This is a genomic window from Alkalihalobacillus sp. TS-13 (assembly GCF_019720915.1).
Taxonomy (GTDB): Bacteria; Bacillota; Bacilli; order Bacillales; family Fictibacillaceae; genus Pseudalkalibacillus.
This window is the reverse complement of sequence record NZ_JAHKSI010000001.1, coordinates 2,959,711-2,974,115: the sequence shown is the minus strand read 5'-3', so window position 1 is coordinate 2,974,115 and position 14,405 is coordinate 2,959,711. Positions and strand designations below refer to the sequence as shown.

13 protein-coding genes are annotated in these 14,405 nt (G+C 45.1%); 8 read left to right on the top strand and 5 right to left on the bottom strand.

Going from position 1 to position 14,405, the window contains the following annotated elements; translation table 11 throughout:
* Positions 1-150: 150 nt before the first annotated feature.
* Together KOL94_RS14340 and KOL94_RS14335 are read left to right on the top strand one after the other, a co-directional pair.
* A complete protein-coding gene (locus KOL94_RS14340; protein ID WP_221567082.1) occupies positions 151-1,128 on the top strand; it encodes a carbohydrate ABC transporter permease in 978 nt (325 codons plus the stop codon).
* Entirely contained in the window at positions 1,128-1,949 is an 822-nt protein-coding gene (locus KOL94_RS14335) for a carbohydrate ABC transporter permease (protein ID WP_221567081.1), read from the top strand. The genes KOL94_RS14340 and KOL94_RS14335 overlap by 1 nt, the downstream gene beginning before the upstream one ends.
* Positions 1,950-2,045: 96 nt before the next feature.
* Here the strand turns inward: KOL94_RS14335 and KOL94_RS14330 are convergent, their stop codons facing one another.
* Positions 2,046-3,260 carry an ROK family transcriptional regulator gene (locus KOL94_RS14330; protein WP_221567080.1) on the bottom strand — a complete coding sequence of 405 codons (1,215 nt, stop codon included), beginning with the start codon at positions 3,258-3,260 and terminating at the stop codon, positions 2,046-2,048.
* A 278-nt stretch (positions 3,261-3,538) separates the two neighbouring features.
* Between KOL94_RS14330 and KOL94_RS14325 the strand changes: the two genes are divergently transcribed.
* The 6 genes from KOL94_RS14325 to KOL94_RS14300 all read left to right on the top strand — a co-directional run bounded on the left by KOL94_RS14325 (position 3,539) and on the right by KOL94_RS14300 (position 10,378).
* Positions 3,539-4,696, top strand: a complete 1,158-nt coding sequence (locus tag KOL94_RS14325; protein WP_221567079.1) for a galactokinase — start codon at positions 3,539-3,541, stop codon at positions 4,694-4,696.
* A 14-nt stretch (positions 4,697-4,710) separates the two neighbouring features.
* Entirely contained in the window at positions 4,711-5,718 is a 1,008-nt protein-coding gene (galE, locus tag KOL94_RS14320) for a UDP-glucose 4-epimerase GalE (protein WP_221567078.1), read from the top strand.
* Between the two features lie 10 nt (positions 5,719-5,728).
* A complete protein-coding gene (gene galT, locus KOL94_RS14315) occupies positions 5,729-7,273 on the top strand; it encodes a UDP-glucose--hexose-1-phosphate uridylyltransferase (protein WP_221567077.1) in 1,545 nt (514 codons plus the stop codon).
* Positions 7,270-8,205 carry an aldose epimerase family protein gene (locus KOL94_RS14310; protein WP_221567076.1) on the top strand — a complete coding sequence of 312 codons (936 nt, stop codon included), beginning with the start codon at positions 7,270-7,272 and terminating at the stop codon, positions 8,203-8,205. The genes galT and KOL94_RS14310 overlap by 4 nt, the downstream gene beginning before the upstream one ends.
* A 280-nt stretch (positions 8,206-8,485) precedes the next feature.
* Positions 8,486-9,442 carry a mannose-6-phosphate isomerase, class I gene (gene manA / locus KOL94_RS14305; protein ID WP_221567075.1) on the top strand — a complete coding sequence of 319 codons (957 nt, stop codon included), beginning with the start codon at positions 8,486-8,488 and terminating at the stop codon, positions 9,440-9,442.
* Between the two features lie 63 nt (positions 9,443-9,505).
* Entirely contained in the window at positions 9,506-10,378 is an 873-nt protein-coding gene (locus tag KOL94_RS14300; RefSeq protein ID WP_221567074.1) for an ROK family protein, read from the top strand.
* 141 nt (positions 10,379-10,519) lie between these two features.
* On the opposite strand, the gene KOL94_RS14295 is transcribed toward KOL94_RS14300, so the two are convergent.
* The 4 genes from KOL94_RS14295 to coxB all read right to left on the bottom strand — a co-directional run bounded on the left by KOL94_RS14295 (position 10,520) and on the right by coxB (position 14,374).
* Positions 10,520-10,789, bottom strand: coding sequence for a cytochrome C oxidase subunit IV family protein (locus KOL94_RS14295; protein WP_221567073.1), 270 nt, complete (start codon positions 10,787-10,789; stop codon positions 10,520-10,522).
* Complete coding sequence (locus KOL94_RS14290) at positions 10,786-11,397, bottom strand: cytochrome c oxidase subunit 3 (RefSeq protein ID WP_221567072.1); 612 nt, start codon at positions 11,395-11,397, stop codon at positions 10,786-10,788. Before KOL94_RS14290 ends, KOL94_RS14295 begins: the two co-directional genes overlap by 4 nt.
* Entirely contained in the window at positions 11,394-13,271 is a 1,878-nt protein-coding gene (locus KOL94_RS14285; protein WP_221567732.1) for a cytochrome c oxidase subunit I, read from the bottom strand. The genes KOL94_RS14290 and KOL94_RS14285 overlap by 4 nt, the downstream gene beginning before the upstream one ends.
* 74 nt (positions 13,272-13,345) lie before the next feature.
* On the bottom strand, positions 13,346-14,374 hold the full coding sequence (coxB, locus tag KOL94_RS14280; RefSeq protein ID WP_221567071.1) for a cytochrome c oxidase subunit II: 1,029 nt from the start codon (positions 14,372-14,374) through the stop codon (positions 13,346-13,348).
* Positions 14,375-14,405 lie beyond the last annotated feature (31 nt).

Here is a 14,405-nt window from a genome sequence, read left to right as displayed (position 1 = left end):
GGGAGGAGGTTATTCTCTTCCCCTTTTTCCACTTAAAGCAAGTACAAATACTTTCTTCAGTATAAGGGCAACTATGGCTCCACCTACGCTAAGGCTTGGCCTCGCCAAGTTTTCTTTATTTTAGGATTCCATTTAAAAGGAGGTTTAGGCATGGATCCGGTTCGATCATCAGTGAAACACACACCATCAGAATTGAAAGTGGCAACAAAAAGAAAGAAAAAAGTCCTGACGAAAGATCATCTACTGGCAATCGGGTTTCTCACACCGTCCCTGATCTTGATCGCGGTTTTCGTTTATGGGTTCATCGGATGGACAGGTTATGTATCTTTAAGTAATTGGAATAGTCTCGTTCCTGATTTTTCCTTTGCTGGCCTTCAAAACTATATCTATCTGTTCCAGGACTTTCGATTCCAGGCAGATTTAAGGAATACGTTGTTTTTTACGATTCTGTTCATTTTGTCGGTCATCATCATCGGTATCGTCCTTGCGATTTTGCTGGATCAAAAAATCAGACAAGAATCTTTATTCCGGAACATTTTCTTTTTTCCGATGGCATTGTCCTTTGTCGTTACGGGTGTCGTATGGCAATGGCTTTTGAATCCATCAACTGGTGTGAACCTGTTTTTGAGTAAAATCGGTCTAGATTCCAAGTGGTACACCGATACGACCATTATTCCAGGGGTATCATGGGGGAAAATCGAATTCGGTATTCCAGTTGCAATCATTGCAATTGTGATCGCAGCTGTCTGGCAAATGACAGGATTTTCAGTGGCGATGTATCTTGCTGGTTTGCGAGGGATTCCGGAAGAAGTGAGAGAGGCAGCACGTATCGACGGTGCATCAGAATTCCAGGTCTATTGGAAAGTCATATTACCGTTACTTCGTCCAATCACGATCAGTGTCGTAATTATCATGGCTCATATCTCACTGAAGATTTTCGACCTGATTTATGCGATGACCGGTTCGGGAGCAAATTATGTAACCGACGTGCCAGGCGTTTATATGTATGAAACAACGTTCAGAGGAAATTATTACGCGAACGGGGCAGCAATCGCAATCATCATGTTATTGTCCGTTGCGATCTTTATCGTTCCGTATTTGATCTCAAGCAGAAAGGGTGAGTCTTGATGGCGATTCGTACAATTACACGGCCCCTTTTGTACCTGCTATTGATCGCATTCAGTCTATTTTATTTGATGCCGGTATATGTCATGCTGGTCACAAGCTTGAAGCCACTTGATGAAATTACATTGGCGCAAATGTGGCAGCTGCCGTCTTCGATTGACTTCAGCAGTTATTCGGAGGCCTTTTCAAAGCTCGCCCCTAATCTGATGAATAGTTTCTATCTCGTCATTCCAGCGACGATCATTTCAGCTTTGCTAGGTGCTTTGAATGGCTATGTTCTTTCGAAATGGCAGTTCAAAGGATCGAATACACTTTTTACAGCGATTTTATTCGGTATGTTCATTCCTTATCAAAGTATTCTGATTCCGCTTATTCAATTTTTGAGAGAGATCGGTCTCTATAACTCGATTGCAGGACTGGTTTTTGTCCATGTCGTTTATGGACTTCCGATTACCACCTTAATGTTCCGGAACTTTTATGCAAGCATCCCGGTTTCGATGATCGAATCGGCTAAAATTGATGGAGCTGGATTCCTGAGGATCTTCACCCACATCATGATGCCGCTGTCGATCACAGGCTTTGTAGTAGTAGGAATATGGCAGTTTACGAACATCTGGAACGAGTTCCTATTCGCCGTAACCATCACGACTTCTGATCAACAGCCCGTAATGGTTGCCTTGCAGAACCTTTCAGGAAGCCAGATCGTCCAGTGGAATGTACAAATGGCAGGTGCTTTGCTTGCAGCTTTGCCAACACTGCTCGTATATATCCTGCTCGGAAAATTCTTCGTAAAAGGATTGCTCGCGGGCTCAGTAAAAGGATAAATTACTTCGGTGCCAGGCACCACCTTAGAAGCCTTGCGCAGCAAGGGGTTTCAAAAGGTGCCTGGCACCGATTTTTCAAATGGGCAAGGAACCTAATTAATGGCGCTTGAAGAATTCTTCCAGTATGAGGACGCACGATCCGAATGCTGAGGCATTTTCGCCTAGCTTTGATAGAACAATCGGGGTTTCTTTTGCTTTCTTTGTCAATCCTCTTGAGTGGATGGTTTCTTTTATACCATCCATCAAGAAATCCCCGGCCCTTGATACTCCTCCACCGATGATGATTCGTTCAGGGTTTAAGGTGTGGATGAGGTTGATCAAGCCTATCCCTAAATATCTTCCTGTCTGATTTAGTAATTCAATACTGAATTCATCTCCTGAACGGGCTGCTTCGTATACAACTTTGCCATCCACTTTCTCAAGATCGTTATCAACCAAATTAAGAATTCGGGAAGCTTTTCCTGTCTTCAATTCTTTTTTGGCGCGGTCTGCAATAGCCGGCCCTCCGGCAAGCGTCTGGAGGCAGCCATAATTTCCACAGGTGCATTTTGGTCCTGATAGATCGATGGTCACATGCCCGATCTCACCCGCGATGTCACTGTCTCCATGAAAGAGCCGGCCATTGATCATGATTCCAGCCCCGATTCCATGCCCAACATTTACCCCTACCAGATTATCCTCGATGTTCCCGTTCCCAAACCATGACTCTCCTAACGTCATCGTACGTGCATCGTTTTCAACTTTGATGAGCATCTCGAATTCTTTTTCCAATTCAGATTTGATCGGGATATCATATAACTGGAAGGATGGTGCGAAAAGGGAGATACCCTTTTCAACATCTACAATCCCGTGCATACCGACTCCGATTCCGATGAACTTTTTCGGATCATTTCTCTCTGGCTCTAGAAGGGTACGGATTCCTTTTTTCATCGTATTGATGATCTCTTCCTTAGTCGGATGTTCCTTAATCTGCAATACAGCCGTGTCCTTCAAGTCACCGAAAAGGTTCGACACAACGAAGTTCATCTTGTATCTGCCCACATCTATTCCAATCATAAAAAACTGATCAGCATTAATTTCAAGTAAAGTCGGTTTCCTTCCCCCTTGGGAAGTACCTTGTGTTGTTTCAATTACGAATTTGCTCTCGATCAATTCTTTTACGATATTACTGACCGTTGGTGGGGTCAAGCTCGTTTGTTTGGCAATTTCCGCTCTAGAAATCGGCCCTTTTTCCCGGACCATATTCAATATCGCACTGCGGTTGATTGATTTCATCAACTGGAAGGTACCTCTAGTATATTTCGACGACATCCTTTTTCCTCCACGAATTCTAATTTAAATAATCATATCATACTAAATTTATATAACTTAAGTAAATTAATTAAAAAACGTGGAGTCTTTTCTGAAAAGTCTCACTCTACTGAATTAATATAGTCAAAATAAGCTCATTTTTTAAAAAGACACGAGAGAAAAATTGTGTTAGTATTAAGTAAATTAAATTAATTAATAAAGTTTATGGAGCTCCAAGACAAGGTATACAGCAGGCGTATCACCCAGTTTAATTAAGGATAGGAAATGAGGTGGTCTAGATGGAAGAAGTGAAGAAATCCTTTATAGAGCAATTCGGTGCTCAAGGCAGTTTGACGTCATACTTCGCCCCAGCCCGAGTGAACCTTATTGGGGAGCATACAGATTATAACGGCGGTCATGTCTTCCCTTGCGCCCTTACGTTAGGTACATATGCTGTGGCAAGAAAAAGAGAGGACCGGACCATCCGGTTTTATTCGATGAACTTTGAGCACTCCTGCATCGTCGAAGCACAAATTGATGATCTGCGTTTTGAGGAACAACATGATTGGGCGAACTACCCGAAAGGCATGGCCGCTATTTTCCAACAGGCAGGCTATGAGATGACCTCTGGATTTGATGTCGCATTTTATGGAAATATCCCAAATGGAGCTGGTTTATCCTCCTCGGCTTCGATTGAAATGGTGACGGCTGCCATGCTGAAAGATCTTTTCCACTTGCAAATCGACCAAATCGAGATGGTGAAACTTGCCCAAAAAGCTGAAAATGAATTCATCGGCGTCAATTGCGGCATCATGGATCAATTCGCGATTGGAATGGGGAAGAAAAATCATGCCATCCTGCTTAATTGTGACTCGCTAGCCTACCAGTATACACCGATCAATTTGAAAAAAGAAAAGCTGATCCTCGCCAATACCAACAAACGCAGAGGGTTGGCCAATTCCAAATACAACGAAAGAAGACAGCAATGTGAGGCTGCTCTACACTCTTTGCAGGAACAGCTTGACATCAAATCGCTTGGAGACCTGAATAAAGAAGGGTTCAATGCACACAAGCACCTGATCCCCGATAAAATAGTCCGCAAAAGAGCGAAACATGCAGTCTACGAGAATAATAGAACCATAGAAGCAGTTAAAAAATTGAACGCTGGCGATATCAGAGGATTCGGAAAGCTGATGAATGAATCTCATATCTCATTACGTGATGACTATGAAGTTACTGGAAAAGAATTGGATGTATTGGTGGAAGCTGCATGGAACGAAGGAGCAATCGGTTCGAGAATGACCGGTGCAGGATTTGGCGGGTGCACGATAAGCATCGTACCTGATGATCGTGTTGATTCTTTTATAGAAGCGGTTGGAGAGACCTACAACGCTGAAACTGGGCTTGAAGCTGAATTTTATGTAGTCGATATCGGTGGTCAAGCGAAAAAGTTATAAGAGGAGGGAATGGAATGGCTGTATTAGTATGTGGTGGAGCAGGATATATCGGAAGCCATACGGTCGCTCAACTGTTGGATCGGAATGAAGAGGTGGTCGTTATCGATAATCTTCAAAAAGGACACCGGCAAGCTGTATTGGAAAAAGCCACCTTTTATAGAGGTGACCTTCGGAACGAGGCGTTCTTGGATACCGTGTTCAAAGAAAACGCTATTGATTCCGTGATCCACTTTGCTGCCGATTCATTAGTGGGGGAGAGCGTTGAGAATCCGCTGAAATATTATGACAACAATGTATACGGAACCACTTGCCTGTTGCGTACAATGGCGAAGTATGGAGTGAAGAACATTGTGTTTTCCTCTACGGCAGCTGTCTATGGAGAGCCGGAGCAGATTCCAATCTATGAGACGGATGCTACCGTGCCTACAAATCCCTACGGTGAAACGAAATTGGCTATCGAGAAAATGCTGAAATGGGCAGAGCAAGCACATGGAATCCAGCATATCATCCTCCGTTACTTCAATGTAGCCGGAGCAGATTACAAGAGAAGGGTAGGGGAAGATCATGATCCGGAAACCCACCTCATTCCGATCATCCTTCAGGTAGCGCTCGGTAAAAGGGGTAACATCCTTATTTTTGGTGACGACTATGAGACTGAAGACGGAACATGTGTAAGGGATTATATCCATGTGACAGATCTGGTGGAAGCGCACTTGATCGCCATTGAAAAATTAAAGGACGGCCATGACAGTTCCATCTACAATCTTGGTAATGGCAAAGGTTTTTCGGTGAAAGAAGTCATTGAAGCTACTAGAAAAGTAACGGGGCATGAAATTCCTGCCGAAGTTGTGGCAAGGCGGGCGGGAGACCCTGCCAAATTAGTCGCATCCTCAGAAAAAGCCTATCGGGAGCTTGGTTGGGAGCCGAAGTACGTGGATCTTGAAGAAATGATCGGGTCTGCCTGGAATTGGTTCAAAGAGAATCCGGACGGTTATAGCAACCCGGAAAAATCCTATGTATGAGGTGAAAAATATGGACGTGAACATCTACAAAGAAATCGAACGGCTGATCCAGTATGGACTGCAGAAGAATATGATTTCGTTATGGGATGTCGATTATCTCCGGAACACACTCTTGGATATTTTCAACCTTGATGCGGCCGAACCAGTGACCGTAGACGCAGAAAACCTCGAAACCCCGATTGATATTCTCGAGAATATGCTTGATTATGCAGTGGATGAGCGGTTGATCCCTGAGGGTACAGTGACTCAAAGGGATTTGTTCGATACAAGAATCATGGGCCGGTTGGTGCCGCGGCCTGGAGAAGTCATCCGTCAATTTTATGACCTCTACAAGAAAGCAGGTCCGGAAGAGGCAACCAATTATTTTTATGAGCTCGCAAAATCATCTCATTATATTCGGACAGATAGAGTTGGCAAAAATGTCAACTGGTCCAGCGCGACGTCTTATGGAGATATGGAAATCACGATCAACCTTTCTAAGCCGGAAAAGGATCCGAAAGCGATCGCTGCAGCAAAAGAAAATATTTCTGTATCCTATCCGAAATGTCTGCTCTGTAAGGAAAATGTCGGCTATGCAGGGAGACTCGATCATCCTGCCCGTCAGAACCATCGGATCATCCCCATTGAATTATCGGGTCAAAGATGGTTTTTGCAATATTCACCATATGTCTATTATAACGAACATGCCATCGTATTCTCAGAGGAACACAGTCCTATGAAAATATCAAAAGAGGGGTTTAAGCGGTTACTACACTTCGTAGAACAATTTCCTCATTACTTCGTCGGTTCCAATGCAGATTTGCCGATAGTCGGAGGTTCGATTTTAAGCCATGACCATTTTCAGGCTGGCCGCCATCCATTTCCAATGGAGAAAGCTCCTGTAGAGGAATCAATGGATTTCGATGATTATCCTGGCATCAAGGTCGGCAAGGTAAAATGGCCGATGTCCGTCATTCGCCTCCAGGGTGAGGACAGGGAGGATATCGCGGATCTGGCTGATAAAATCCTTCAGAAATGGAAGTCCTATGATGATGATCGGTTGGATATTGTCTCTGAAACTGATGGTACACCACATAATACGATTACCCCGATCGCCCGTGTCAGGAATGGGGTGTTCGAACTGGATCTGGTCTTACGGAATAACCGTACGAGTTCAGCCCACCCGATGGGTATTTTCCATCCACATGAAGAAGTACACCATATAAAAAAGGAAAACATCGGTCTGATTGAAGTGATGGGTTTAGCGGTACTCCCTGGTCGTTTAGTAGAAGAGATGGAAATCCTTGCAGGCTACATGCTTGAAAACGAACTGGATACGAAAGCCCTTAAGGATGAACGGACCGCTAAACATGTGGATTGGGCAAAGCAGATTGTCGCTGCTCATGACCAATTGAACGATAACAGCATTAAGGAAACGTTAAAACAGGAAATAGGGCGGACCTTTTCAAAAGTGTTAGAGAATGCAGGTGTCTTCAAACGCACACCAGAGGGAAAGGAAGGATTCAGACGTTTTGTGAAGACGGTAGAGCGATGTAAGCAGGAGGAACTTAGATGATCAGGCATTCGACTTTCAAGGGAATCGATTCTATCATTCTAGAAAATGATCAGATTCGATGTACGATCCTTCCGGGCTACGGGGGGAAAATGACGAGTTTGTATGATAAGGAGGCGGGATACGAGTGGCTTTTTCAATCGAAAGTGGACCAACTGAAGATTCCTCTCTATGGAGCTGACTATGCTGCATTTGATTCGAGCGGTTTTGATGAAATTTTTCCTGGAATCGATCAAGGGCCGCATCCAAATGATCTTAAGCTGATCCCGGACCATGGAGAAGTATGGACATTGCCCTGGAATGTAACAGAGCGTTCCTATGGACTGGATCTTGAAGTAAAAAGTCCTACCTTTCCATATCGTCTTTTGAAACAAATCCATTTGAAGGTTGATGGTGTCGAACTGAACTATCAAGCTTTGAACGACTCCGATGAGGATTTTCCGTTCATCTGGACGGCCCACTCATTGTTGAACATGAATCAGGCTACAAGCATTGCTCTTCCACAGGATTTATGTGAAATCATGACGGTGGAGCACGGATCGAAACATCTCGGTGAGTGGGGGACGATCCATCCTTATCCGGTAACGAAATCACAACGAACGAATCTACCGATCGATTTATCCCGGTTTGATCATCAGGAAACCGAGAATATGGAAAAATTCTATTTTACTGACCGCCTCAAAGAAGGATGGTGCAAGGTGGTACAGGACGACATTAGCAGAACACTTACATACCGTTATCCTCCAGACAAGGTCCCATACCTGGGTATCTGGAAAACGGAAGGTGGCTACCGTGGAGAATATAATTTCGCCCTTGAGCCGTGTACAGGCGTTTATGACGACGTATATGTCGCCAACAAAATTGACAAAGTTTCAAAGATTCCAGCTAATGGATCCTTTTCATGGATGTTCACGATGGAGATAGGTGGGCTATGATGTTTGGGGACGGTTCTCGTGCTTCCATTTCAAAGGATCCACCGGTTGCCACAGAATGTCGAAAAAGAAAAGCAGACTATAGTCAGCCTTCCACCGGTTTGTGTCACAATTCGGATGTAAAACGCTTGTCGTTTTCCACCTTTTTTGTTTTATAGGGGAAGTATCTGCTGAATTTCTATATGAAGTTATTGGCAATACTGAGTTTTAGGATGATTTTTCCCCAAAAACAGATGATTAATGTTAAAGTATTTTGTAAAAGCAACTAATTGAGGTGTCGAGATTGTATAATGAACCTATTTTTCTAAAACCGGTTTTTAAAGATCGAATCTGGGGCGGGACGAAACTGCGTGAAGCATTCGGTTATGAAATCCCGACGGAGACGACTGGGGAATGCTGGGGGATTTCCGCACATCCGAACGGACCGAGTGAAGCGGTGAACGGACCATTAAAGGGAAAGACGCTTGATCAAGTATGGGACGAGCATGCTGAACTATTCGGAAACCAGGAAGGCGATGAATTTCCATTGCTCGTAAAAATATTGGATGCAAAGACCGATCTTTCTGTCCAGGTGCATCCGAATGATGCGTATGCACGCAAAGTTGAAGGAGAACCGTACGGAAAAACGGAATGCTGGTACATCATCGATTGTGCACCAGGGGCAGAACTTGTGTATGGCCACCACGCCAGGTCGAAAGCAGATTTTGAACAAATGGTAGCGGAAAATCGTTGGGATGACTTGCTACGGAAAGTTTCGATCAAGCCTGGTGATTTTGTCTATGTACCGAATGGAACGATCCATGCGATCGGAACGGGAACGATGATCTTAGAAACCCAGCAAAGCTCAGACGTAACGTACCGTGTGTATGATTACGATCGTCGCGATGCGGAAGGGAATACTCGCGAGCTTCATATCGAACAGTCGATTGATGTTGCGATGATTCCACATGAAGATGCGAAGTTCGAACCGGTGGAATCGGTAGTGGAAGGGTTGAAAGAAACGAAATTGATTCGAGAAAAATATTTTACCGTCTATCGTTGGGAGTTAGATGGAGCTGTTGAGGGCTATGAGAACCCTGCTTACCTGCTTGTCAGCGTTTTATCTGGTGAAGGGGAAGTGACGACACAAGGTGGTACATACACTATTAAAAAAGGTGATCATTTCATCATTCCTTCGACCGTGAAGCAATTTTCGGTAAATGGGACTGTGGAATGTATCGTATCACATCCAACAGTATAACAATCAAGTTGCCGAAGCTGTAAGTCAGTTTTGGCACTCTTTATAGAGGAGGAGGAAATATCGATGAAATACGGTTCGATTGAAGCTGGCGGTACGAAGTTTGTGTGCGGTATCGGGAATGAAAACGGGGAAATCCTTGAAGAGATCACGATTCCGACGACGACTCCAGAAGAAACGCTGAGTCAGGTGGTTGAATTTTTTAAAGGGAAAGAGATTGAAGCGTTAGGCATCGGTTCCTTTGGTCCGGTTGATCTTAATCCTGAAAGTCCTACATACGGGTTCATTACAACAACGCCGAAAAGGCATTGGAACAACGCTGATCTTGTCGGTGAAATGAAGAAGCATTTCGACGTGCCGATCGGATTCGATACCGATGTGAATGCGGCTGCACTCGGTGAAATGGAATGGGGAGCAGCGCGTGGTCTTGATAGCTGTCTCTACATGACGGTCGGGACGGGAATCGGTGTCGGCGCGATTTCCGAAGGGCGAATCGTTCATGGGATGCTGCACCCAGAGATGGGGCACATCCGGGTTCGTCGCCATGAAGATGATGCTTATGAAGGCAGCTGTCCGTTTCACGGAGATTGCCTTGAAGGGTTGGCGGCAGGTCCTGCAATTGAAACACGCTGGGGTCAGAAAGGCGTAGAATTGGCTGACCGCCCTGACGTTTGGGAACTGGAAGCGTTTTATATCGCACAGGCATTGGTGAACTATATCCTTGTGTTGTCACCTAAACGGCTCATCCTTGGCGGTGGTGTCATGAAACAAAAACATCTGTTTCCTCTCGTTCGAAAGCATGTTATGAAGCTGTTGAACGGCTACATCCAACACGCAAACATCCTCGAGAAAATCGATGAGTACATCGTACCGCCTGGACTAGGAGATCATGCTGGATTATGCGGGGGAATTGCGTTGGCGAAGAATGCTGTAATCTAGTCCAGTGAATCACGACATAATCCTGATTTATCACGACAGAAATCACTTTTATCGCAACATGATTTCGAATTATCAGGACATGATCAGAAAAAAATCACGACAAAGGGCTCAGCGCACATATGGCTGAGTCCTTTCCGCATTCTATTCGAGCAACATCAAATAAAGGATGGCTAATCCGGCAATAAGGAGACCGCTGCTGATGGTCACCCATTTGAAGCCTCGTCTCCCTTGTTGAATTTCCATGAACAAGATAAGTTGGATGACAGCTTGAATTACAGCCAAAATCAATAGGACGATGAGCAGCCAGAGGGGGATGATCCCCATTGTCATCACGATATAAAAGGCGATCCCGCTGAACGTCAGCATTATGATGAAGCCGATCCATTGACGTATGTTCAGAGACAGTTTCACTGGATAATCCCTGCCTTTCCAATCAAGTAAACGACGGTGAAGATGAAAATCCAGACGACATCAACGAAATGCCAATAAAGGCTGAATGCTTCCAATTTTGCCTTTGTATAAGAAGTGATCTTTTCTTTTTTCAAATGGATGAGGAGCAGGACCATCCAGGCGCACCCGGCTAAAACATGTGTACCATGAGTCCCGACCAATATATAGAAGGAAGACATGAACGGACTCGAGGTGAATGTGTGTCCCTCTCTCAAATATTTATAAAATTCATGGGCTTCCAATCCTAAGAATGTCAGACCTAGAATGAACGTCGCAATCAGGTAAAATAAGCTTTTTTTATAAAGGTTGTTTTTTGCTCCAAGTAAAGATCGGGCACAGGTAAAACTACTCGATAGCAGAATGAATGTCGCAAGAATCGTTTGCTTCAGCTCGAACAATTCCTCAGGGGATTCACCGGGTACCGTATGGTGATTCAGCGTAAGGTAGACGCCGAACAAACAGCCGAAAAGTACGATTTCCGCCCCTATGAAAAACCAGAATCCAAGCACTCTATCAGCAGTCTCTTCTTCAGTGAACTCTTTTGAAAAGACGATTTTCTCCTCTGTCATTGTTCTTCGCCCCCTATCTTTTCATCAGGATGGGTTTTCGGGGTCACTATTTTCCGGCTTGAATCCTGAAAAGAATGCAATACCATCAAACCGATTGTGCCCAGAAGTCCGATCAACTGGAAGTACCACACCTCAACGATCACGCCGAATGAACCGATCAGCATGAACAGTCCGATCAACATCGGTTTTGCGGTGTCGCGCGGCATTCGAATCGAGGTGAGTTTTTCCGCTGCTTCCAACCGGCCATTCTGGTATTTCTTCGCCTGCCACCATGCATCATTGCTGTACACTTTGGGAGTACGCGCAAAATTATACTCAGGAGGCGGGGAAGGGATCGCCCACTCGATGGTCCGTCCATCTTCCCATGGGTCATTACCGACTCCTCTGGGGCTGTGACGATAGCTTTGATAGACGTTCCATAAAAAGATCATCATGCTTCCCCCCATCAAAAAGGCACCGATCGTACTGGTAAAGTTCAAACCTGTGAGCCCATCCTCCGGCAGGTAGGTGAACACCCTCCTCGGCATCCCTTTCAGTCCCATGATATGCATTGGGAAAAACGTGAGATGGAATCCAATCAAGAACGTCCAGAAATGCCATTTTCCAAGTACATCGTTCAGCATGAAACCGAACAATTTCGGCCACCAATAGTACACACCGGCAAATATGCCAAGAACTGTCCCACCTACGATGACATAGTGGAAATGGCCGACCACGAAATAGCTGTCATGATACTGGTAGTCTGCAGGTACAGTCGCCAGCATGACTCCGGTAATCCCACCAATGACAAATGAGGGAATGAAGCCAAGTGAAAACAACATCGGTGTATTAAAGGTGATGACGCCCCCTCTAAGAGTGAACAGCCAGTTGAAGATTTTGATTCCAGTTGGTACGGCAATTGACATGGTCGAAATGGCGAAGATCGCGTTCGAAGTAGGTCCGAGCCCTACGGTAAACATGTGATGGATCCATACCATGAATCCAAGGAAACCGATCAACACGAGTGCAATGACCATCGAACTGTATCCGAATAATCGTTTCTTCGCGAACGTCGTGATCACATCTGAAAAGATACCGAATGCTGGGAGAATCAAAATATACACTTCCGGGTGGCCGAAAATCCAGAACAAATGCTGCCAGATCAACGAGTTCCCTGCATCTGCTGCCAGCAGACTTGTCCCATATAACCGGTCGAACATCAATAAGAGCAATGCGACGGTAAGAGCGGGAAAGGCGAACAGGATGAGGATGGAGGTCACCAACGTCGCCCAGGTGAACATCGGCATCCGCATCAATTTCATGCCTGGCGCGCGTTTGTTGATGATCGTGACGAGAAAATTGATCGCTGTGAGAAGTGTCCCGATTCCAGAGACTTGAAGGCCAAGGCTGTAGTAATCATTCCCCGTTGCTGGTGTGAATTCATCCAACGCAAGAGGGGCGTAGGACGTCCACCCAGCAGTTGGTGAACCGCCAAGCACAAAACTGATGTTGATTAATGCTCCGCCGGCAAGAAAGAGCCAGAAACTCAATGCGTTCAAGAATGGGAATGCAAGGTCTCTCGTACCGATCTGGAGAGGGACAGCAACGTTCATTAATCCGATGAGGAGCGGCATGGCAACGAAAAAGATCATCGTCGTCCCATGGGTCGTCATCATCTGATTGTATTTATCGCCCTGGAAGACCCAGAATTCATTTTGGGGCAGGGCCAACTGGACTCGGATGATCAACGCATCAAGCCCAGCACGGAGAAAAAACGCGAAGCCCGCAGAAAGGTAAAGGATGCCCACTTTGCTATGATGTGTCGTTTTCATATAGCTCCACAAAGAGCCCCATTTTTTATAATAAGTCAGGAAAACGACCGCACCGATCCCCATCAGGATGATCGATAGATATCCTGCTATAATATCGGAAACGAGTCGGATCTTTTCACCAAAGAAGTAAAAGCTCATCATTTTTCACCTTCCTTTACCTTCAGAGACATCAAGTAATCGATCAATTCGTCTTTTTCCTCATCCGTAAAGTCCTTTTTAAAGGAAGGCATTTTAGCCCCTGGTTTCACCTTCTGCGGCTCATTAAGCCATTTTTTCAGATTTTCCCGGTTGTTCGGCAACACATTGGCAATCCGTTTCTGTGAGGCGAAGTCACCGAGATGAGGGGCAGGGGATCCGCTGACTTTAGGATCCAATCCTTGTGTTCCATGACAGCTGAGGCATTGATTTTTGAAAATCTCCTGTCCCTTTTCCTCTGAATCTGTTAAATTAGCTTGCTCCGGTTGTTTCATCCCTTCGATCCAGGAGTCGAACTCGGATTCTGTTTCTACTTTTACATGGAACCGCATATATGCATGGCCACGCCCGCAGAGCTCGGCACATGAACCTCTGTAGACACCTGTTTCATTTGGAGTGAATGATAATCGATTTTTTCTCCCTGGATTAGCGTCCTGTTTACCGCCTAATTGAGGCACCCAGAACGAATGGATCGTGTCTGCTGAAGTCAACTCTATGATCACTTTTTTATCAACAGGCACATGGAGGGTTTCTGAAGCGGTAACCCCTTCTTCGGGATATTCGAATTCCCACCAGAATTGATGCGCGGTCACTTTGACGACCAGCGCCCCGTCACTGGCTTTCGTTTCTTGGTCAAGTTTATATGTATCTAGTACAGTCGGAACCGCTAAAATCACTAGAATCAAAATCGGGATGAGAGTCCACGTGATTTCTAGTTTCTTATCACCGGGTTTTTGATTCTTTGTTTCCGTTTGCCAGCCAGGTCTTTTCCGATATTTTACTAGGAAAAACGTGAATAATACCGTGACCGTGATCAGGACGATAGACATCAATGCAATACTTAGGTGGATCAAGGAGAGTTGGGTTTCAGCGGTAGACGACTTAGGGTCCAGGACGTCCCATTTTTCTGGGGAGCAGCCTGTCATGAAAAGAAGAAATAAGGTGGCAATTGAGTTGATTGCTTTTTTCACTAGTGGTGGCCTCCCATTCAATTTGGAACAT

What these genes read in the sequence shown, in the direction of transcription:
- KOL94_RS14330 (WP_221567080.1), bottom strand. Translation starts at nt 3,260, where the DNA reads ATGTCGTCGAAATATACTAGAGGTACCTTCCAGTTGATGAAATCAATC.
- galT (WP_221567077.1), top strand. Translation starts at nt 5,729, where the DNA reads ATGGACGTGAACATCTACAAAGAAATCGAACGGCTGATCCAGTATGGA.
- KOL94_RS14300 (WP_221567074.1), top strand. Translation starts at nt 9,506, where the DNA reads ATGAAATACGGTTCGATTGAAGCTGGCGGTACGAAGTTTGTGTGCGGT.
- KOL94_RS14340 (WP_221567082.1), top strand. Translation starts at nt 151, where the DNA reads ATGGATCCGGTTCGATCATCAGTGAAACACACACCATCAGAATTGAAA.
- galE (WP_221567078.1), top strand. Translation starts at nt 4,711, where the DNA reads ATGGCTGTATTAGTATGTGGTGGAGCAGGATATATCGGAAGCCATACG.
- KOL94_RS14310 (WP_221567076.1), top strand. Translation starts at nt 7,270, where the DNA reads ATGATCAGGCATTCGACTTTCAAGGGAATCGATTCTATCATTCTAGAA.
- KOL94_RS14335 (WP_221567081.1), top strand. Translation starts at nt 1,128, where the DNA reads ATGGCGATTCGTACAATTACACGGCCCCTTTTGTACCTGCTATTGATC.
- KOL94_RS14290 (WP_221567072.1), bottom strand. Translation starts at nt 11,397, where the DNA reads ATGACAGAGGAGAAAATCGTCTTTTCAAAAGAGTTCACTGAAGAAGAG.
- KOL94_RS14285 (WP_221567732.1), bottom strand. Translation starts at nt 13,271, where the DNA reads ATGGGGATCGGTGCGGTCGTTTTCCTGACTTATTATAAAAAATGGGGC.
- KOL94_RS14325 (WP_221567079.1), top strand. Translation starts at nt 3,539, where the DNA reads ATGGAAGAAGTGAAGAAATCCTTTATAGAGCAATTCGGTGCTCAAGGC.